This is a genomic window from Afipia sp. 1NLS2, assembly GCF_000178995.1.
GTDB lineage: Bacteria > Pseudomonadota > Alphaproteobacteria > Rhizobiales > Xanthobacteraceae > Afipia.
Window position 1 is genome coordinate 329,169 of record NZ_ADVZ01000001.1, and the last position, 18,553, is coordinate 347,721.

The window sequence follows — 18,553 nt, forward strand, 5'->3', positions numbered from 1 at the left end:
GCCGGGCCAAAGGTCCGCGCCGATCAGGTCAACGGTCTGACACGGAAAAGGCGGCGCGCACCCTACGCCACCCTTTGACCTGTCCCCACGATTCAGCCGCCGTTTTGGCCCAGAGGCCGTTAATCTTCGATTAACCCTGTATTTGCGGGTAAATCCTCGTTTTGGCGAGTCTTTTTCGCAAAAAACGAAAGCCCGCCGCCGCCGAAATTCCTGCCCCGTCAGGCGCGGAACCGCCCCGAGGACTCCCCGAAGCCTTCAATGAGCGCTTCGGTCCCGTCCGCCGCCGCAAGCCTCGCTTTGACATCGTTCAGCCAGACGTTGTTCGCCTCGCTGCCGTCATGTCCGAGCGCCTGTTCGGCATCCTTCAACTCCCTAAGTAGGGCGTGGGATTGCCGATGCAAGGCAACGAGTTGCTGCCAGGTCGACAAAACATCCTCGCGCGCCGCGCCCGCCTGCGTACCCCACACGTCCTTGGTGGTGAGGGCCTTCTCAACTCGTTGAATTTGCTCGGAATAATTGTTCTTTTGCAACCATGAGGCGATCCGGTCACGTTCCGCCTCCGGATCGTCGGCCGCGCCATAATTGGCAAACGCCGCGATAATGCCGGCGCGCAATTTCACCGCATCGGGGTGGGCGAGCTCAAGGCCCGCGATCTCCTCGAGGTGGTCGTGCAAGAGCCAGGGGTGATTGATGAGCGACTGCAGGATCAGCGCCTCGCGCCGCGACAGCGCGCTGCGCTGGCCCCGCATCAGGGGGGAGTTCGCCAGTTGAGGGCTCGCGGCCTGGTACGGTCCACGCCCCAGCGCGGCTGTGGATAGATTGGCCCGGCTGCCCGGCCGACCGCCGGAACCGGCTCCGAAACCGCCCCGGCCCGGAAAACGCCGCGGTGATTCGCTCCGGAAACCGCCCCGCGCCCCGCCATAGCCGCCGCCCGGCGCGGCCCCCTCGGGCGCGAACATCCGGCGCAATCGCTCGGCAAAATCCTGCCGGTAGTAGCGCCGCACGGTCTCGTCGCGGATGCCGTTGGTGAGTTCGTGGAGTTTTGCTTCCAGTGCGGCGCGGCGCTCCGGTGTCGCAAACTCGCCGCCCTCGGTCGCGCGCGCCCAGATCATGTCTGCGAGCGGACGCGCGGCGGCGAACACCTCATCAAGCGCGGCACGGCCGCCGGTGCGCGCGAGATCATCGGGGTCCTGCCCTTCCGGCATCATCGCGAAACGCAAACTCTTGCCGGGCATCAGATGCGGCAGCGCGAGGTCGGCGGCACGAAACGCCGCACGCTGGCCAGCGCCATCGCCGTCGAAGCATAGCAGCGGCTCGTCGGCCATCTTCCAGAGTAACGAAAGCTGGCTTTCGGTCAGCGCCGTGCCGAGCGGTGCGACCGCAGCGGGAAAGCCCGCGCCGACCAGCGCGATGACATCGACATAACCTTCGGCGACGATCACCGGCGCGCCGTCATGCGCCGCCTGCCGCGCCGTTGCCTGATTGTAGAGATTGTCGCCCTTGTGAAAGAGCGTCGTTTCCGGCGAATTGAGATACTTCGCAGGCACATCCTTTTCGAGCGCACGGCCACCGAACGCGATGATGCGGTTGCGTGCATCGGTGATCGGAAACATCACGCGATCGCGGAAGCGATCGTAAGGCACCGGAATGTCGTCGCCCGCGATCAGCAAGCCCGCTTCCACCATGTCATCGACCGACACGCCGTGCGAACCAAGATGCTCTTTCAGCGCGAAGCGCTCGCCCGGCGCGTAGCCCATGCGAAACTGCAACTGTGTGGCGGGCGAAATCGAACGGTCGGCAAGATAGCCGCGCGCTTTCGCGCCGGTGCGCGAAGCCAAAGTCTCCGCGAAGAACTTCGAGGCCAACTCCATCACGTCATACAGCGTACGGCGGCGCTGCTCGTGACGCGCGGCGTCCGGCGTCACCGCAGGCAGCGCCATGCCCGCCAATGAGGCGAGCCGCTCCACCGCCTCGACGAAACCGACGCCTTCGGTCTCCATCACGAAGTCGAAAATGTTGCCATGCTTGCCGGAAGAGAAGTCGTGATAAAAACCCTTCTGGTCATTGACCGTGAAGGACGGCGTTTTCTCCTGATGAAAAGGCGACAGCCCTTTCCACTCCTTGCCCGCCCGCTTCAACTTCACGCGCTTGCCCACGACTTCCGACACCGGGAGCCGCGCGCGCAGATCGTCGAGAAATTGGGGCGTGAAACGCATAGGGTCGAATGGAATCCTAGTCAGCCGACCATCAATATAGGACCGGCAGCGCCAAACCCATAATCCGCCGCCGATGTGCGGAAATACCGGCATTTGTCGCCGCTATTCACAGGGTTCCTGCGGGACCACGCACCCGCGAAGCGATTCCCACGTCGTCCCCGCGTAGGCGGGGACCCAGTTCTAAAACTTCATAATGCACACCGTCGGAGCGGCAATGACGTGCCTTTCAATCGATGCATCGTGCGCCGGTGACAGATTTCATGGGTCCCCGCCTTCGCGGGGACGACACGGCGAGATCGCATCACGTCTGCGTCATCCGCCTGCAAGGCATGAATGGCTCCATGCCGGGCACGCGCTGGACAACCAACGGACGATGAATTGAAAACCTGCGGATCGATTCCTAAGTGCCCCTCTCCTTAAGCACCTGCCTTCTTTCCCGGACAATTTCCCGAATGACCACAACTCCTGCCAAGTCCGATGATCCCGGATTCTGGATCATCCTGTCATTTGCGATCGCCTGCGGCGTCACGGTCGCCAACCTTTATTACGCGCAGCCGCTGATCGGGCCGATCAGCGAAGCCTTCCACCTCGACATCTCGGCGTCCGGCCTGATCGTGACGATGATCCAGCTCGGCTACGTCATCGGGCTGATCTTTCTCGCCCCGCTAGGCGACCTCGTCGAAAACAAGACGCTGATCCTCACCGCACTTTGCGCGGTGATCGCAAGCCTCGCCATCTCCTCTTTCGCGCCGACCGCTTCGGTCTTCATCGCGGCCTCGCTGTTGCTCGGCATCACGGCGACCGCAACGCAGATGGTGCTGCCGGTCGCGGCCCACCTCGCGCCCGATCACAAACGCGGCCAGATCGTCGGTACCGTGATGAGCGGCCTGCTGTTCGGCATCCTGCTGGCGCGGCCGGTCTCGACGTTGGTGGCGGGCGTTATCGGCTGGCGTGGCGTCTATGCCGCCTCGGCGGTCGCCATGCTCGCCGTGCTGGTGATGCTGGCGTTCACATTGCCGCGACGGCAGCCGGACCACACGCTCAATTACGGGAAACTACTTGGTTCGATGTGGTCGCTGCTGCGCACCACTCCGGCGTTGCAGCGCCGCACCGCCTATCAGGGCATGATGTACGGCGCGTTCTCGCTGTTCTGGACAGCCGCGCCACTGATCCTGCTGCAGCCGCCGTTCTCATTGAGCCATACCGTGCTGTCGCTTTTCCTGCTGAGCGGTGCCGCGGGCGCCTTCGTCGCCCCCATTGCGGGCCGCCTTGCCGACAAGGGGCATGGCGATGCATTGACCATCGCCGCCATCGTCATGGTCGCGATTGGCTTCGCGCTGGTCTGGGTCAGCGGCCACTCCCTGACGCTATGGGTTCTCGCAGGCATCATTCTCGATGCGGGCGTGCAGATGAACATGCTCGTTGGGCAGCGCACCATTTATGCACTCGGCGCAGACATCCGCAGCCGCGTGAACGCCCTTTATATTGCGCTGTTCTTTCTCGGCGGCGCGATCGGCTCGGCGCTCAGCGGTTGGGCCGTGAGTCATGGCGGCCATGCCAAGGTCGCAATGATCGGCCTATGCTTTCCCGCAATCACGCTTATACTCTTTCTGGGGGAGCTATCCCGGCGCGATTGACGAGGGACCCATGCATTCACCTGTTTCACCCCTCCTGCTCGATACCGATGAAGTCGCGCCCGTGCGCGAAGACAACGCAGACAGCACGTCTCCTTTTCTGCTCACCTGCGATCATTACGGCAAACGCATCCCGGAACGCCTCGGCCGGCTCGGCCTCACTGAGAGCGATCTGGAACGGCACATCGCATCGGATGTCGGCATCGCCGGTGTCGCGCGGCGGCTTGCGGAGGCCACCGGCGCGCATTTGATCGCACAGCGATATTCTCGGCTCGTGATCGACTGCAACCGGCCGTTCGAAAGTCCGGGCTCGATCCCGCTGATGAGCGAAGCCACTCACATTCCCGGCAATGACGGCCTGAACTTCGAGGACATCGCCGCGCGCCGGCGCGAGATTTTCACGCCCTATCACGCGCGCATCGCGCAAGCGATCGACCGCCGCGCCGCAAAGAACCTGCCGACCATTCTTCTGTCGCTGCATTCGTTCACGCCGGTCTATGCCGGCGTGGCCCGGCCGTGGCATGTCGGCACGCTCTATCAGAACGGCAACGGCCTGCCGCCCTTGCTGCTCAAGCTGTTGCGCGCCGAAGGCCATTTCCTGGTCGGCGACAACGAGCCTTACTCGGTAAGCGACGCGACCGACTACACCATCCCCGTGCATGGCGAGCGCCGTGGCATCGCCAATTCCGGCATCGAAATCCGGCAGGATCTGATCACTGACGAAGCCGGCCAGATCGAATGGGCCGAGCGGCTTGCGCGCATCGTTCACGAGATCGAAGGCCGCCTGCTGGCGCAGGGGCTGGTGAAACGCTGACCTAAATTTTCAGGAATTTCCCATCGCGAATTATTGCTTCTTGACATGCAACCATTTGGTTGCCTATTATCCGAACCATGGATGAGGTCTTCAAGGCACTGGCGGACGCATCGCGGCGCTTGCTGCTCGACAGGCTTCATGCCCGCAACGGCCAGACACTGCTGGAGCTTTGCAACGGCCTCGACATGACGCGGCAGGCCGTCACCAAGCATCTTGCGATTCTGGAAAACGCCAATCTCGTCGCCACCATCAAGCATGGCCGCGAGAAGCTGCACTACCTCAACCCCGTGCCGATCCATCAGATCGGCGAACGATGGATCAAGAAGTTCGAGCGCGGAAAACTCGAAACCCTCAGCGAGTTGAAACGAAAACTGGAGAAGCGTGATGAGTAAGCCGGAATTCGTCTATGTTACCTACATCAAGACCACGCCGGAAAAGCTCTGGCATGCGCTCACCGACAAGGCCTTCACCGAGAAGTACTGGTACTGCTGCAGCCTGACGTCCGACTGGAAGGTCGGCTCGCGCATGCACATGGACCGCGGCGGCGAGGTGAAGAACGAATGCGTCATTCTCGAATCCGATCCGCCGCGCAGGCTGTCCTATAGCTGGCAGTCGGTGTTCGACGAGGAGATGCGGAAAGAGAAACCCTCGCGCGTCACCTATGTCATCGAGCCGTCCTACGACGGCGTCAAGCTGACCGTGACGCACGAAGGCTTCGCACCAGACAGCAAGACGTTGCCGAGCATCTCGACCGGCTGGCCACTCGTGCTTTCAAGCCTCAAGAGCATTCTCGAAACCGGACAGCCGCTCGCCTTCGAGCACGCGTGAGGCGGCGCACGTCGATCATGCGTCGCTCAATGAGGCGATGAAAAAATTGTCGTCCCCGCGAAAGCGGGGACCCAGTGACCGTATTGAAAGAAAACTGGATTCCCGCTTCCGCGGGAATGACCGGTGGCTGACTAACCCGTCAGCGCGGCCTTCACGAGGCCGCTGGCCTTGCCGAAATCCATCTGGCCGGCGTACTTGGCCTTCAGCGCGCCGATCACCTTGCCCATGTCCTTCATGCCGGCCGCGCCGGTGTCCTTGATGGTGGCGGCGATGGCGGCCTTCACCTCGTCCTCAGACATCTGCTTCGGCAGATAGGCGGAGATCACCGCGATCTCCTCGCGCTCCTGGGCGGCGAGTTCCGCGCGGCCACCCTTGTCGTAGAGCTCCACCGATTCCTGGCGCTGCTTGATCATCTTCTGCAACAGGCCGAGGATGTCATCGTCGGACAAAGGCGGCTTGCCCTGCCCGCGCGCCTCGATATCGGCGTTCTTGATCGCCGAGTTCACCATCCGCAGCGTGGAGAGCTTGCGCTCCTCCTTGGCCTTCATCGCCTCTTTTACGGCGGTGCTGATGTCGTCGCGCAGCATGGTCAATCTCCCCGGGCGCACAGGCGCCATCAAATCCGCGTTGGATTTACGGGGTTTTTCGCCCTTGGACAACCATCCCCTGCCTTGGGCGCGGGGCGCGGACGGCAAACATGAGGAAAGCGCATGGAATGCCGCCCTTTGCCCTTTGACGCGCTGCGGCACCCGCGTTATGTCATGGGCTTATGACAACAAATGACAATTCCCCCGCCTGGCCGGACAAAAAACCGACCGCGCTGCTCGTGCTTGCCGATGGGACCGTGCTGGAAGGCTTCGGCCTCGGCGCAGAAGGCTCCGCTGTCGGCGAGGTCTGCTTCAACACCGCGATGACCGGCTACGAGGAGATCCTCACCGATCCCTCCTATGCCGGACAGCTCATCACCTTCACTTTCCCGCATATCGGCAATGTCGGCGCCAACGACGAAGACATTGAGACGGTGAACATGGCGGCGACGACAGGCGCGCGCGGCGCGATCCTGCGTGCGTCCATTACCGATCCGTCGAACTATCGCGCCACCCGCCACCTCGACAACTGGCTGAGTGCGCGCGGCATCATCGGCCTCGCGGGCATCGATACCCGCGCGCTGACCGCCTTGATCCGTCAGAAGGGCATGCCGAACGCGGTGATCGCCCACAGCAAGAGCGGCACATTCGATCTCGCCGCGCTGAAGAAGGAAGCTGCCGCGTGGCCGGGGCTCGAGGGCATGGACCTCGTGCCGATGGTGACGAGCGCGCAGCGCTACGACTGGGACGAGACCGACTGGCACTGGGGCAAGGGCTTTGGCCGTCAGGACAAACCGGAATTCCATGTCGTCGCTGTCGACTACGGCATCAAGCGCAACATCTTGCGCCTGCTCGCGGGTGAAGGCTGCAAGGTCACGGTCGTCACCGCCAAGACCTCGGCGGAAGATATTCTCGCCATGAAGCCCGACGGCATCTTCCTATCAAACGGCCCCGGCGATCCGGCGGCGACCGGCGAATATGCCGTGCCGGTCATTAAGAAGATCATCGACAGCGGCGTACCGACCTTCGGCATTTGTCTGGGGCACCAGATGCTCGGCCTCGCCGTCGGCGGCAAGACCATGAAGATGCATCAGGGCCACCATGGCGCGAACCATCCGGTGATGGACCTCACCACCGGCAAGGTCGAGATCACCTCGATGAATCATGGCTTCGCGGTGGACAAGACCACGCTGCCATCGAACGTCGAGCAGACGCATTATTCATTGTTCGACAATTCCAACTGCGGCATCGCGCTGAAGGACAAGCCTGTTTTCTCGGTGCAGTACCACCCGGAAGCGTCTCCCGGCCCGCGCGACTCGCACTATCTGTTCACGCGCTTCGTCGATCTGATGCGCGCGAAGAAGCGGGCCTGAGCACAGCCGATGGCGACCATCATCTTCGCCGACAAGACGCTGCGCTATGACGGCCGCGATTTCGAGAAACGCCCGCTCGGCGGCACCGAATCCAGCGTGATCCAGTGCGCGCGCGAACTCGCCAAGCGCGGGCATCAGGTTACGGTGTATTCGAACTGCGACGCGCCGGTGATGGATCGCGGCGTGATGTGGCGGCCGCTCGACGGCGAGCGGCCCGACACCTGCGACCTCTATATCGCCTGCCATCAACCGGAATTGCTGGGCTTCGTGCGCAAGCCGCGCCGCAACGCGATCTGGGTGCTGTGGCCGGTGAACCAGCTCAAGCACTACAAGAAGTTCTGGCGGCTGTGGCTGCATCGCCCGGTGCCGGTGCTGATGAGTCTGTTTCAGGCGAAGAAATATTCGCCGGTGCTGCCGCAGCATGAGCCGCAGTTCGTGCTGCCGCACGGCTTGCCCGATGATATTCGCGGCCGGAGCCCGCTCACCGAAGCGCCGCCGCCGCGCGCGATCTTCGCTTCGCACCCCACACGCAATCTGCACCGTGTCGTCGAGATCTGGGCGAAACACGTGCTGCCGCGCGTGCCCAATGCCGTGCTCGATGTCTATGGCATCAACGCGCTCAAGGAAGGCGATGATGCGTGGGCGGCGTGGGAAGGCCGCTTTCTGCCATCGGGAATGTCCCCGCAGGTCAAAGCCTCGGTGCGGGTGCATCCGCCACAGAGCCGCGAGACGCTGATCGCCGCGATGCGCAGCGCGCGGGTGATGCTCTATCCCGGCCACAAGACGGAAGCGTTTTGCCTCGCCGTCGCCGAAGCGCAGGCACTCGGCCTGCCCGCCATCGTCTCCAACATCACCGTGATGCCCGAACGCGTGATCGACGGGCTGACGGGCTTCGTTCACGACGACGATGCCAAATTCGGCGCGGACGCCGTGCGGCTTCTGACCGACGACGCGCTCTGGCGCAGCCAGCACGAGGCGGCGTTGCGTTATCAGCAAGGCATCACCTGGTCGGAACACGCCGGGCGGCTGGAGAGTTTCCTTCTGTCGGACCTCGAGCCGATCTATCGCTCGGTGCTGGCGCTGCCGCCAACCTCAAACGTCACGCAGTAAACCCTCGACGGCGGTCACCACCGCATCGACAGGGATCGCCTCCATCGTCTCGCCGCCATGATCCTGCGCACGGATCACGACACCGCGCGCGGTCAATGGTGCCCAGCGCGCAGGGTTGGTCGGCCCGAACAGGCTGACGAGCGGCGCACCAATCGCGCCGAACAGATGGCCCATGCCACTGTCATTGGCCACGGCAACCTTCAGGCGTTCGCCCAGCGCGATGGCATATTCCAGCGAGGCCGCATCGGCATCATCTGCGTCGGCTTGCGGAAACAAAGCCGAGGGGATCGATGCGCGTAATTCATTCGCGATGGCCCGCTCCTGCGGACCGGTGAAAACCACCGGCGTCAGGCCTTGCGCCGCAAGACGCTTCGCCAGCGCCACATAGTTCGGCAACGGCCAGTTCTTGCGCGCCTCGCGGCTGCCGATGGCAATGCCGACATATTTCGGGCCATCCGGCAGCGTCTGCGCGGCACGCGCACGAATACGGTCACTCAATTGAAAGCGGCCCTGCCATTCGGGCGCGCGCTGCAACGCCGCTTCCGCCATCGACAGCGCCCGCGCGGCAATGCCTTCCGGGCGCGACCAACGGCCCGGCGGACGTTTGTCGGACAGCGCATAACCCGGCAGACAGCAATAGAAGCCACGATGTTTCAGGATCGTGCGCGCGAGAGCCACCGTCACCAGCCGCGTGCGCATGTCGAACACGAGATCGAACGGCGGAAATGTGCGCAATTGCCGGATCACGGTGCCCATCGGCGTCGTGATGTTCGCATTTTCAACCACATGGGCGATCAGATCGCCGACGAACGGCCTCATCTCCCGCGCCATCGAGGTGGTGTGGGTCGCAATCCACCAGATCGGCCGGTCGGGATAGGCGCGTGCAATCGCGCGCAGAAAAGGCAGTTTGAGAAGCGTATCGCCCAGTCCCTCGCGATCGACCAGAACGGCGATCGGGCGAACATCATCGGCGCGTGACACCGTCGAACTCATGCAAGAACCCGCAGGTTGATCCTACCGGGCCATGCCTTAGCGGAAGGCTATGTCGAAGGCAAAGGGAGCCGATCCATCTCCTGCCCTGAGAACGTTCGCACCCGCATTCTTTACGTGTTGTCCCCGTCTGCGCGGGGACGACGACAGGAATCGCTGTTTGCTTTCGCCAAGGAAAAACGAAACACCCGCAAAAAGCGGGTGCTCAGCCAATTCATCGAAGAATGCTCACGCCTCGTTGCCGCCTTCCTGGCGGCTTGCCTCGAACAGGAACCAGGTCCGGCGCTCGGCTTCGTCAATGAAGGTCTCGAGGATGCTCGTGGTCGCCACGTCGCCACCCTTATCGGCGACCTCGTGTGCCTTGCGCATCTCGGCCGCCAGGTGCTTGTTGTCGCGCATCAGCTCGCGCAACATCTCGCGCGGCGGCACATAGTCCTCATCGTTGTCCTCGATGGTCTGCAGCTTGGCGATCTGCCCGATCGAGCGTAGCGTGTTGCCGCCGAGCTTGCGGATACGCTCGGCCAACTGATCGGTGGTCGCGAAAATCTGATCGGAATGCTCGTCCAGCATCAGATGATAATCGCGGAAATGCCGCCCGCTCATGTGCCAGTGGAAATTCTTGGTCTTCAGATAGAGCGCGAAGACGTCGGCCAGCAGCGCATTCACCGCTGCCGCAATCTTGTCGACTGCTGCCTGTTGCAGATCGGTTGGCGTATCCAGTTCAGATGCCACGGAGTTCTTGGTTTTGCTCACGACGGACCTTCCTGCTAGTAGGGGTGAGTTTATGCTGCCGGGGAAATCCGGCCCGACGATTATCAACTCACGACATAGGCGCCTGTTCCGGCGCCGGAACCGCTGTCCGAAACCATTACCGGAAGTTCATGGCCTGGATCGATTTCTATGATTCCGCACCTTCGATTTATGTGAGCGATGCCCACCGGCAGGCTCATTTCGCTCTCATCGCCAATGACATCGCGGGTTACATCTCCTCGCCCGAGGCAACGGTGCTGGATTATTCCTGTGGCGAGGCGCTATCGGCTGCGCGCGTCGCAGCGAAGTGCAAACGCCTGATCCTCGCCGAACCCGCGCCGAGCGTGCGCGGGCGTCTCGCGGAGCGGTTTGCCACCGTCCCCAATATCGAGGCGCTGTCGCTAGACGATCTGGCTGCGCTGCCGGACACATCGCTCGATCTCGTCGTGATGATTTCGGTCGCGCAATACATGACGCCGGACGAACTCGACGCCGCCTTCGCGCAGATCCATCGTCTCCTGAAGCCGGAGGGACGCTTCGTGCTCGGCGACATCCTCGATCCCGACGTCGGTGCCGTCACCGATGCCGTCGCGCTTTTGCGGTTCGCCGCGAAAAACGGATTCCTGATCGACGCCGTCACCGGCATTACCCGCATGGCGCTATCCGATTACCGCTCGCTCCGAAGCAAGCTCGGCCTGCGTTGCTATCGCACCGAGGAGATGCTTCACAAACTCGGGGACTCAGGCTTCATCGCGGCGCTGGCGGCGCAGAATGTCGGCACCAATCCCGCCCGCAAGACCTTCATCGCAAAGCGCAAATAGCACCAATCGGTCGTTTCACGACCTAAATCTCTTCCCCGCTGTTAACCCTATCTTCCATCTCGCTGTGACGGGTCATTCTGTCGCGGCTAGAGTGTTTTTGGCCCGGTGGCGGAAACGTCTTACGCGGGAGCTGTGCAAAGCTTTTTATCCTGGTTCAAATCCAGGCCGGGCCTCCAATTTTTCTCATTCAATATCGACACCATTTCAGCTTCGGCTTGAACGGCTCCAGAACCGCCCGCCGGCAAGCCTTTTCTGCTATTGTCCTGTCATGGTGACAAACGCGAAAGAATTTATCGACTTTTGGGTCGCTAACAGCGTCCACGCGAAATTAGAGCTTGGCGAGATCGGCAGCTCCCAAAGCGCAGATGAATTGGCGCGCCGACTTCTGGAAGCCGCCAATCAGCTCGGTCTGTCGTCCGATGACATCGTTCAGGAGATCGGCGACCCCGCTGAATACATCAAGGCTAAACTCCGCGAGTTCAATGTCGCCGAGTCAGATCGTCGGGACCCGCATTCGTAGCCAATGGATGATGCTGTCGACGAAGGGCTGGATGCCTCCGACATCGAACACATAGGCCAGACTTAGAGCAGCAAAGAAAACGATGGCGCCCGTACAGACGCCCATTAAAAAGCCTCTCGCGAACCGCGAGTTATTATTGATCGCGTGCGTGTAGACCTGCATTTCTGTTTTTGATCTGAGGGACATTCCCTGAATCCTTGCTGTATGAAGTCAATTGGCCGGTTGCTCTCACAATTCTCCGTACGGCAATCACGCGGACACGGCTTCCTGCGCTACGGCAAAGAAAAACCTCCAGTCATGAGACCGGAGGTTCACCTTCATCATCGCAAATGAAGCTTAACGCTGATCCGGCTTCTGTTGCCCGCCGCCCTGCTGGCCGCCCTGACCGGGCTGCTGTTGCTGCTGGCCCGGCTTGTGATCGCCGCCGCCCTGCTGCTGCCCTGGCTTGTTACCCTGCTGGCTCTGCTGCCTCTGATCGTTGTTCTGATTTTGGTCTGACATGTTTCAATTCCCTCTGTTACGCAGAAGGCCAATGGATCAAATCCGCTCACGTTCCTAAGCATCGAGAGGAATTGGCTCTAAAAGATAATTTAATAACGGCCTTGATTTTCAGCCCTGAGCGCAGGCGAAAACATCAGGCACACGATACATCGTCGGTCTCCGAAGTTGCTGTCGAAAGCTGTTCTTCGGTCACGATGCGCTCACTGCCATCAAGGCAATTCCTGATGCGGTAACGAAATCTGCCATCCATCTCGATCGGCAAATGCGATACGACCATATAGGTAGGCCGTTGTCCTTTGCTGCCACGGCTTGGTCCTTGCGGGGAATGACGGACTTTGCCGCTTATGGGAAATTGATGAGTCAAATACCCTCTCTAAGTCACCTGCATGAAAGCCCCGCCATTTCCGGCAGGACTCTTTGGATCAACCCAATACATCCCTGGAATTGATCGGTTCAGTCATTCACATTCCGCGCTTATGCGCGCCAGATGTCAGCAATCGTCGACCATTTGGCGTTGCAGTTCATGCAATGCCATTTGTTGATGACGGCCTTCGCAGAGTAAGTCGAATTATAGGGCGCCACGAGAACCTGACCGCAAGCGCAGGTATCAGTGCTCTCAGGCCGCGATCTCCTCATTGGCGCAGGAGATGCATCGCGCGCAGATCGTGCCCATTTACGGGCAAATCGTCTTTCAAAGTGAAGCGGGTAAATAACGGCGCTCATGGCTGTTTCCCTCTTCGAGGCGGGAGCACAGCAGCGTCTCTCCGTCATCGGCACCTGATTTTGCCGACTGATCAAGATGATGTGGGGATAACCGATCAGGATTACAAGACGAGGGCCATCCTCGCTTGGCCCTGACGGCATCCATCCTGCCCGGCAGCCTGTCCCATGGCTCAACGCCGCGGTGTCAAAAAGCAGGCGAAAGCAGCCCGAAATGCCCCAAATTGCCGGTTGATGGGGGTGTTTAAACCCTTCCACCACACGGGATTCTGGTCTAAAGACACCTCGCGCGCGAAAATCGCGCTCTTGGCTCAAGGGACGCGCGGCTGCGCGCCCTTTTTTTGTGCCGAAATTCCGGCTGGCCTTCCTGCCTGCGAGACTTAATGCCCAAACGTACAGATATCTCGACGATCCTCATCATCGGCGCTGGCCCCATCGTGATCGGCCAGGCCTGCGAATTCGACTACTCCGGCACCCAGGCCGTGAAGGCGCTGAAGGAAGAGGGGTACCGGGTGGTCCTGGTCAACTCCAATCCGGCCACCATCATGACCGACCCGGATCTGGCCGACGCGACCTACATCGAGCCGATCACCCCGGAAATCGTCGCCAAGATCATCGAGAAGGAACGCCACGTCATCCCCGGCGGCTTCGCGCTGCTGCCGACCATGGGCGGCCAGACCGCGCTGAACTGCGCGCTGTCGCTCCGCAAGCAGGGCACGCTGGATAAATTCGATGTCGAGATGATCGGCGCCACCGCCGACGCCATCGACAAGGCCGAGGACCGTGGCCGCTTCCGCGAGGCGATGGACAAGATCGGCCTCGAATCCCCGCGCTCGATCCAGACCAAGACCCTGCCCGACGCGCTGCGCGCGCTGGAGGAAATCGGCCTGCCCGCGATCATCCGCCCCTCCTTCACCATGGGCGGCACCGGCGGCGGCATCGCCTACACCAAGGCCGAATTCATCGAGATCGTCGAGCGCGGCATCGACGCCTCGCCCACCAACGAAGTGCTGATCGAAGAGTCGGTGCTCGGCTGGAAAGAATTCGAGATGGAGGTTGTCCGCGACAAGAAGGACAACTGCATCATCGTCTGCTCGATCGAGAACCTCGATCCGATGGGCGTGCACACCGGCGACTCGATCACCGTGGCACCGGCACTGACGCTGACCGACAAGGAATACCAGATCATGCGCGACGCCTCGCTGGCGGTGCTGCGCGAGATCGGCGTCGAGACCGGTGGCTCCAACGTGCAGTTCGGCGTCAACCCGGCGGACGGCCGCATGGTTGTCATCGAGATGAACCCGCGCGTGTCGCGCTCCTCTGCATTGGCGTCGAAAGCCACCGGCTTCCCGATCGCCAAGGTCGCGGCGAAACTCGCGGTCGGCTACACGCTCGATGAAATCGCCAACGACATCACCGGCGGCGCAACGCCCGCGTCGTTCGAGCCGACCATCGATTACGTCATCACCAAAATTCCGCGCTTCGCGTTCGAGAAATTCCCCGGCGCATCCTCCACGCTGACCACCTCGATGAAGTCGGTCGGCGAAGTGATGGCCATCGGCCGCACCTTCCAGGAGTCCCTGCAGAAGGCGCTGCGCGGGCTTGAGACCGGATTGACCGGCCTCGACGAGATCGAAATCGATGGCCTCGGCCAAGGCGATGACAAGAACGCGATCCGCGCCGCCCTTGGCACGCCGACGCCAAACCGCATTTTGCAGGTGGCGCAGGCGATGCGGCTGGGCTGGTCGGACGAGGAGATTTTCAACTCCTGCAAGATCGACCCGTGGTTCCTCGCGCAGATGCGCGGCATTATCGAGACCGAGCAGAAGGTGCGCGAGCACGGCCTGCCGGACAACGCGTTCGCGATGCGCTCGCTCAAGAGCATGGGCTTCTCCGACGCCCGCCTCGCGGTACTCGCCAACACCACCGACGCCGAGGTAAAGGCCGCACGGCGCGCGCTCGGCGTGCGCCCTGCGTTCAAGCGCATCGACACCTGCGCGGCCGAGTTTGCCTCGCCCACCGCCTACATGTATTCGACCTATGAGGCCCCGTTCGCGGGCAAGGTCGCAGACGAGAGCGACCCATCCGACAAAAACAAGGTCGTCATCCTCGGCGGCGGCCCGAACCGCATCGGCCAGGGCATCGAATTCGACTATTGCTGCTGTCACGCCTGCTTCGCGCTGCATGACGCGGGCTACGAGACCATCATGGTCAACTGCAACCCGGAGACGGTCTCGACCGACTACGACACCGCCGACCGGCTCTATTTCGAGCCGCTCACCGCCGAAGACGTGCTCGAGATCATCGACACCGAGCGCTCCAACGGCAAGCTGCACGGCGTCATCGTGCAGTTCGGCGGCCAGACTCCGCTCAAGCTCGCACGCGCGCTCGAAGATGCCGACGTGCCGATCCTCGGCACCTCGCCGGATGCGATCGACCTCGCCGAAGACCGCGACCGCTTCAAGCGCGTGCTCGACAAACTGCATCTCAAGCAGCCGAAGAACGGCATCGCCTATTCGGTCGAGCAGGCCCGGCTTGTGGCGGCAGAACTCGGTTTGCCACTGGTGGTCCGTCCCTCTTACGTCCTCGGCGGCCGCGCGATGCAGATCATCCGCGAGGACAACCAGCTCGGCGACTATCTGCTCGGCACGCTGCCGGAGCTGGTGCCCGCCGACGTCAAGGCGCGTTACCCGAACGACAAGACCGGCCAGATCAACACCGTCCTCGGCAAGAACCCGCTGCTGTTCGACCGTTATCTGTCGGATGCCACCGAAGTGGACGTCGATTGTCTGTGCGACGGCAAGGACACCTTCGTCGTCGGCATTATGGAGCACATCGAGGAAGCCGGCATTCACTCGGGCGACTCGGCCTGCTCGCTGCCGCCGCACTCGCTCGATGCCGCGACTATCGCCGAGCTCGAACGCCAGACGCGCGAATTGGCGCTCGGCCTCGACGTGGTCGGCCTGATGAACGTGCAGTACGCGATCAAGGACGGCGAGATCTACGTGCTGGAGGTCAATCCGCGCGCCTCGCGCACGGTGCCGTTCGTCGCCAAGGTCGTGGGCCTGCCGGTCGCCAAGATCGCCGCGCGCATCATGGCGGGCGAAAAGCTGGCCTCCTTCAAGCTGAAGCCGAAGAAGCTCGGCCATGTCGGCGTCAAGGAATCGGTCTTCCCGTTCGCGCGCTTCCCCGGTGTCGACACCGTGCTCGGCCCGGAGATGAAATCGACCGGCGAGGTGATGGGCATCGACCGCTCGTTCCCGGTCGCGTTCGCCAAGAGCCAGCTCGGCGGCGGCACCCGCGTGCCGCGCACCGGCACGGTGTTCATCTCGGTGCGCGAAAGCGACAAGGAGCGCATCCTGGAGCCCGCCCGCATCCTGACCAAGCTCGGCTTCAAGGTGATCGCGACCTCCGGCACCCAGCGCTATCTCGCCGATCACGGCGTCGCCGCCGACAAGATCAACAAGGTGCTGGAAGGCCGTCCCCACATCGTGGACGCCATCACCAATGGCGAGGTCCAGCTCGTGTTCAACACCACCGAAGGCCCGCAGGCGCTGGCGGACAGCCGTTCTCTGCGTCGCGCTGCCCTCTTGCATAAAGTGCCCTACTACACCACACTTTCAGGTGCCGTGGCGGCCACGCAGGGCATCCGCGCCTACTTGGGCGGAGACCTCGAGGTTCGCACCTTGCAGGGTTATTTTTCCGATCTTTGAGGTCTGACGCCGCCTCCGGGGCGGATCGCCAGAACTGTGCGGGAACCAGCCTGTCCTGTGCATGTTCTTTTCGGTTTGGCCGCCAATGGCCTGACAGACAGTTTTTCAGGCCCGGCGTTTGGCCGGACATGAAATCGAGGAATAGACGACATGGTTGAGAAGCTTCCAATCACCGCCGCCGGACTTGTGGCTCTCGAAGACGAATTGAAGCAGCGCCAATCGGTGGAGCGCCCGCGCATCATCGAGGCGATTGCGGAAGCACGCTCGCATGGCGACCTGTCCGAGAACGCCGAATATCACGCGGCGAAGGAAGCGCAGTCGCATAACGAGGGCCGCATCGCCGAGCTCGAGGACAAGCTCGCGCGCGCCGACATCATCGACGTCTCGAAACTGTCGGGCGATACCATCAAGTTCGGCGCGACCGTCACGCTGATCGACGAGGACACCGAGAAAAAGGTCGTCTACCAGATCGTCGGCGAGACCGAGGCCGACGCCAAGAAGGGCCGCATCTCGATCACCTCGCCGCTCGCGCGCGCGCTGATCGGCAAGAAGAAGGGCACCTCCGTCGAGGTTGTCGCGCCCGGCGGCGCCAAAGCCTACGAGGTCGCGAAGGTCGACTGGAAGTAGCCTTCCGCGAGCTTCAATGGTTCTGAAAAAGGTCGGGCATCTGCCCGGCCTTTTTTTGAGGCAATTGAACGTCAGTACAAAACACGCAAGTATCTCGGCGTCGTCCCCGCGCAGGCGGGGACCCAGAGCTATCTTAAAAAGGTAGATTTCCTGCCCAAGAGGCAGCCATGTTTTGCGTCTACATCCTCGCCAGCGCCCGCAACGGAACACTGTATATTGGCGTCACCAATAACGTCACAGCACGGCTCGCGTTACATCGGTCCGGCCAAGGGTCGGAATTCGTAGATCGATATTCCGTGCACCGCCTTGTGTACATTGAAACTTATTCCAGAGCGACAGAGGCCATCCAACGAGAAAAGCAAATGAAGAAATGGAATCGTGCCTGGAAGATACGATTGATCGAACGGGACAATCCGGAATGGCGGGATTTATCTGATCAACTTGTTTGAAGAGAGCTGGGTCCCCGCCTGCGCGGGAACGACTGGGATAAAATGCGGCGTTCTCAACTGGCATTGATGGCATCAATCAAGATGCTGGCACTGGCCGTCATACTCACGGCAAGCCCCGCGCGCGCCGACGAATTACTGCCCGTGCCGCCGGACGGGCCGGCACAAACGCAATCAGCCGCGCCGACAGAAACGTCCGTTCATACCGGCCCGCCGCAATGCCTGCACTGGACCGACGGATGCATCAGTTACACGCGCAACGACATCGCGGACAAACCGGTCTGCTCCAACATCGGCCCCGCCTGCCAGCCTGCGGAGATCCGTTGCATTCAGGGCGAACCTTCGCCCGGCAAAACTGACGGCAAAACCCCGTAGGCCCGCCAATATGCCGCGGCCCTCGCATGCTTCGCACATATTTTTGTTCGGCGATGGCTTGGTTCCGAATCGCGCCATGCGATACGATGAATCATCGCCATCTTCACAAAGAGAGGACCGATGAGCATCGAACGAACCCTGGCGCCCTGGCAGCCGCAAGTTCTCAGCGTCCTACGCTTCATCGCCGGACTTGAAATCCTTCAGCACGGCACGGCGAAGATTTTGCATTTTCCGGCCGTGCCGCAATTCGCCAACGTGCAGATCGGATCGCTGATGGGCATCGGGGGCCTGATCGAACTGATCGGCGGCGCGCTGATGGTGCTCGGCCTGTTCACACGACCGACCGCGTTCATCCTCTGCGGCTTCACGGCGGTGGCCTATTTCATGGTCCACGCCTCCAAGAGCTTCTTCCCGGTCCTGAACGGCGGCGAACTCGCGGTGCTGTACTGTTTCGTGTTCCTGTACATCTTCGCCGCAGGCCCCGGGCCGTGGAGCATCGACGCCGCGCGCGGCAGATCCTGATCTGCC

The 18,553-nt window shown here is 61.8% G+C and carries 18 protein-coding genes and 1 tRNA gene; 14 read left to right on the forward strand and 5 right to left on the reverse strand.

Annotated features, from left to right (window positions below; translation table 11 throughout):
* Positions 1-218 precede the first annotated feature (218 nt).
* Positions 219-2,216 carry a DNA primase gene (dnaG, locus tag AFIDRAFT_RS01570; protein ID WP_009337213.1) on the reverse strand — a complete coding sequence of 666 codons (1,998 nt, stop codon included), beginning with the start codon at positions 2,214-2,216 and terminating at the stop codon, positions 219-221.
* 452 nt (positions 2,217-2,668) lie between these two features.
* Between dnaG and AFIDRAFT_RS01575 the strand changes: the two genes are divergently transcribed.
* From AFIDRAFT_RS01575 to AFIDRAFT_RS01590, 4 genes are all read left to right on the forward strand, one after another.
* The gene (locus tag AFIDRAFT_RS01575; RefSeq protein WP_009337215.1) at positions 2,669-3,853 is read left to right on the forward strand and encodes an MFS transporter; all 1,185 of its coding nucleotides are present in this window, start codon (positions 2,669-2,671) and stop codon (positions 3,851-3,853) included.
* Between the two features lie 10 nt (positions 3,854-3,863).
* On the forward strand, positions 3,864-4,664 hold the full coding sequence (locus tag AFIDRAFT_RS01580; protein ID WP_009337217.1) for an N-formylglutamate amidohydrolase: 801 nt from the start codon (positions 3,864-3,866) through the stop codon (positions 4,662-4,664).
* Between the two features lie 77 nt (positions 4,665-4,741).
* A complete protein-coding gene (locus AFIDRAFT_RS01585; protein ID WP_009337219.1) occupies positions 4,742-5,056 on the forward strand; it encodes an ArsR/SmtB family transcription factor in 315 nt (104 codons plus the stop codon).
* Complete coding sequence (locus AFIDRAFT_RS01590; protein WP_009337221.1) at positions 5,049-5,492, forward strand: SRPBCC family protein; 444 nt, start codon at positions 5,049-5,051, stop codon at positions 5,490-5,492. Before AFIDRAFT_RS01585 ends, AFIDRAFT_RS01590 begins: the two co-directional genes overlap by 8 nt.
* Before the next feature lie 131 nt (positions 5,493-5,623).
* On the opposite strand, the gene AFIDRAFT_RS01595 is transcribed toward AFIDRAFT_RS01590, so the two are convergent.
* Positions 5,624-6,079 (reverse strand): GatB/YqeY domain-containing protein, encoded by a 456-nt coding sequence (locus tag AFIDRAFT_RS01595; protein WP_009337222.1) that lies wholly within the window; start codon positions 6,077-6,079, stop codon positions 5,624-5,626.
* A gap of 182 nt (positions 6,080-6,261) precedes the next feature.
* Between AFIDRAFT_RS01595 and carA the strand changes: the two genes are divergently transcribed.
* Complete coding sequence (carA, locus tag AFIDRAFT_RS01600; protein ID WP_009337224.1) at positions 6,262-7,452, forward strand: glutamine-hydrolyzing carbamoyl-phosphate synthase small subunit; 1,191 nt, start codon at positions 6,262-6,264, stop codon at positions 7,450-7,452.
* Between the two features lie 9 nt (positions 7,453-7,461).
* Positions 7,462-8,562: a glycosyltransferase family 4 protein gene (locus AFIDRAFT_RS01605; RefSeq protein ID WP_009337226.1), complete on the forward strand. Its 1,101-nt coding sequence runs from the start codon at positions 7,462-7,464 to the stop codon at positions 8,560-8,562.
* Here AFIDRAFT_RS01605 and AFIDRAFT_RS01610 read toward each other — a convergent pair.
* Together AFIDRAFT_RS01610 and AFIDRAFT_RS01615 are read right to left on the reverse strand one after the other, a co-directional pair.
* The gene (locus tag AFIDRAFT_RS01610; RefSeq protein ID WP_009337228.1) at positions 8,545-9,555 is read right to left on the reverse strand and encodes a glycosyltransferase family 9 protein; all 1,011 of its coding nucleotides are present in this window, start codon (positions 9,553-9,555) and stop codon (positions 8,545-8,547) included. The genes AFIDRAFT_RS01605 and AFIDRAFT_RS01610 overlap by 18 nt on opposite strands.
* A gap of 225 nt (positions 9,556-9,780) precedes the next feature.
* Entirely contained in the window at positions 9,781-10,305 is a 525-nt protein-coding gene (locus AFIDRAFT_RS01615; protein ID WP_009337230.1) for a Dps family protein, read from the reverse strand.
* Between the two features lie 128 nt (positions 10,306-10,433).
* Between AFIDRAFT_RS01615 and AFIDRAFT_RS01620 the strand changes: the two genes are divergently transcribed.
* From AFIDRAFT_RS01620 to AFIDRAFT_RS01630, 3 genes are all read left to right on the forward strand, one after another.
* Positions 10,434-11,123, forward strand: a complete 690-nt coding sequence (locus AFIDRAFT_RS01620; RefSeq protein ID WP_009337232.1) for a class I SAM-dependent methyltransferase — start codon at positions 10,434-10,436, stop codon at positions 11,121-11,123.
* 99 nt (positions 11,124-11,222) lie between these two features.
* Positions 11,223-11,299, forward strand: a tRNA-OTHER gene (locus AFIDRAFT_RS01625).
* Positions 11,300-11,391: 92 nt separating this feature from the next.
* Positions 11,392-11,643 carry a hypothetical protein gene (locus AFIDRAFT_RS01630; protein ID WP_009337234.1) on the forward strand — a complete coding sequence of 84 codons (252 nt, stop codon included), beginning with the start codon at positions 11,392-11,394 and terminating at the stop codon, positions 11,641-11,643.
* A 336-nt stretch (positions 11,644-11,979) separates the two neighbouring features.
* Here AFIDRAFT_RS01630 and AFIDRAFT_RS19940 read toward each other — a convergent pair whose 3' ends face one another.
* Complete coding sequence (locus AFIDRAFT_RS19940; RefSeq protein WP_009337236.1) at positions 11,980-12,144, reverse strand: hypothetical protein; 165 nt, start codon at positions 12,142-12,144, stop codon at positions 11,980-11,982.
* Positions 12,145-13,247: 1,103 nt separating this feature from the next.
* Here AFIDRAFT_RS19940 and carB point away from each other — a divergent pair.
* The 5 genes from carB to AFIDRAFT_RS01665 all read left to right on the forward strand — a co-directional run bounded on the left by carB (position 13,248) and on the right by AFIDRAFT_RS01665 (position 18,547).
* A complete protein-coding gene (gene carB / locus AFIDRAFT_RS01645) occupies positions 13,248-16,577 on the forward strand; it encodes a carbamoyl-phosphate synthase large subunit (protein ID WP_009337237.1) in 3,330 nt (1,109 codons plus the stop codon).
* Positions 16,578-16,727: 150 nt separating this feature from the next.
* Positions 16,728-17,204 (forward strand): transcription elongation factor GreA, encoded by a 477-nt coding sequence (greA, locus tag AFIDRAFT_RS01650; protein ID WP_009337238.1) that lies wholly within the window; start codon positions 16,728-16,730, stop codon positions 17,202-17,204.
* Between the two features lie 167 nt (positions 17,205-17,371).
* The gene (locus tag AFIDRAFT_RS01655; protein ID WP_009337239.1) at positions 17,372-17,653 is read left to right on the forward strand and encodes a GIY-YIG nuclease family protein; all 282 of its coding nucleotides are present in this window, start codon (positions 17,372-17,374) and stop codon (positions 17,651-17,653) included.
* An 81-nt stretch (positions 17,654-17,734) separates the two neighbouring features.
* Entirely contained in the window at positions 17,735-18,025 is a 291-nt protein-coding gene (locus AFIDRAFT_RS01660; protein WP_009337241.1) for a hypothetical protein, read from the forward strand.
* Positions 18,026-18,145: 120 nt separating this feature from the next.
* On the forward strand, positions 18,146-18,547 hold the full coding sequence (locus tag AFIDRAFT_RS01665) for a DoxX family protein (RefSeq protein ID WP_009337243.1): 402 nt from the start codon (positions 18,146-18,148) through the stop codon (positions 18,545-18,547).
* The last annotated feature ends 6 nt before the right edge of the window (positions 18,548-18,553 follow it).

Bases quoted from the DNA above. Each gene is read 5' to 3' on its own strand.
- dnaG (WP_009337213.1), bottom strand. From the start codon at position 2,216: ATGCGTTTCACGCCCCAATTTCTCGACGATCTGCGCGCGCGGCTCCCG.
- carA (WP_009337224.1), top strand. From the start codon at position 6,262: ATGACAACAAATGACAATTCCCCCGCCTGGCCGGACAAAAAACCGACC.
- AFIDRAFT_RS01580 (WP_009337217.1), top strand. From the start codon at position 3,864: ATGCATTCACCTGTTTCACCCCTCCTGCTCGATACCGATGAAGTCGCG.
- carB (WP_009337237.1), top strand. From the start codon at position 13,248: ATGCCCAAACGTACAGATATCTCGACGATCCTCATCATCGGCGCTGGC.
- AFIDRAFT_RS01660 (WP_009337241.1), top strand. From the start codon at position 17,735: ATGCTGGCACTGGCCGTCATACTCACGGCAAGCCCCGCGCGCGCCGAC.
- AFIDRAFT_RS01605 (WP_009337226.1), top strand. From the start codon at position 7,462: ATGGCGACCATCATCTTCGCCGACAAGACGCTGCGCTATGACGGCCGC.
- greA (WP_009337238.1), top strand. From the start codon at position 16,728: ATGGTTGAGAAGCTTCCAATCACCGCCGCCGGACTTGTGGCTCTCGAA.
- AFIDRAFT_RS01630 (WP_009337234.1), top strand. From the start codon at position 11,392: ATGGTGACAAACGCGAAAGAATTTATCGACTTTTGGGTCGCTAACAGC.
- AFIDRAFT_RS01665 (WP_009337243.1), top strand. From the start codon at position 18,146: ATGAGCATCGAACGAACCCTGGCGCCCTGGCAGCCGCAAGTTCTCAGC.
- AFIDRAFT_RS01595 (WP_009337222.1), bottom strand. From the start codon at position 6,079: ATGCTGCGCGACGACATCAGCACCGCCGTAAAAGAGGCGATGAAGGCC.
- AFIDRAFT_RS01585 (WP_009337219.1), top strand. From the start codon at position 4,742: ATGGATGAGGTCTTCAAGGCACTGGCGGACGCATCGCGGCGCTTGCTG.
- AFIDRAFT_RS01590 (WP_009337221.1), top strand. From the start codon at position 5,049: ATGAGTAAGCCGGAATTCGTCTATGTTACCTACATCAAGACCACGCCG.
- AFIDRAFT_RS01610 (WP_009337228.1), bottom strand. From the start codon at position 9,555: ATGAGTTCGACGGTGTCACGCGCCGATGATGTTCGCCCGATCGCCGTT.
- AFIDRAFT_RS01655 (WP_009337239.1), top strand. From the start codon at position 17,372: ATGTTTTGCGTCTACATCCTCGCCAGCGCCCGCAACGGAACACTGTAT.
- AFIDRAFT_RS19940 (WP_009337236.1), bottom strand. From the start codon at position 12,144: ATGTCAGACCAAAATCAGAACAACGATCAGAGGCAGCAGAGCCAGCAG.
- AFIDRAFT_RS01575 (WP_009337215.1), top strand. From the start codon at position 2,669: ATGACCACAACTCCTGCCAAGTCCGATGATCCCGGATTCTGGATCATC.
- AFIDRAFT_RS01620 (WP_009337232.1), top strand. From the start codon at position 10,434: ATGGCCTGGATCGATTTCTATGATTCCGCACCTTCGATTTATGTGAGC.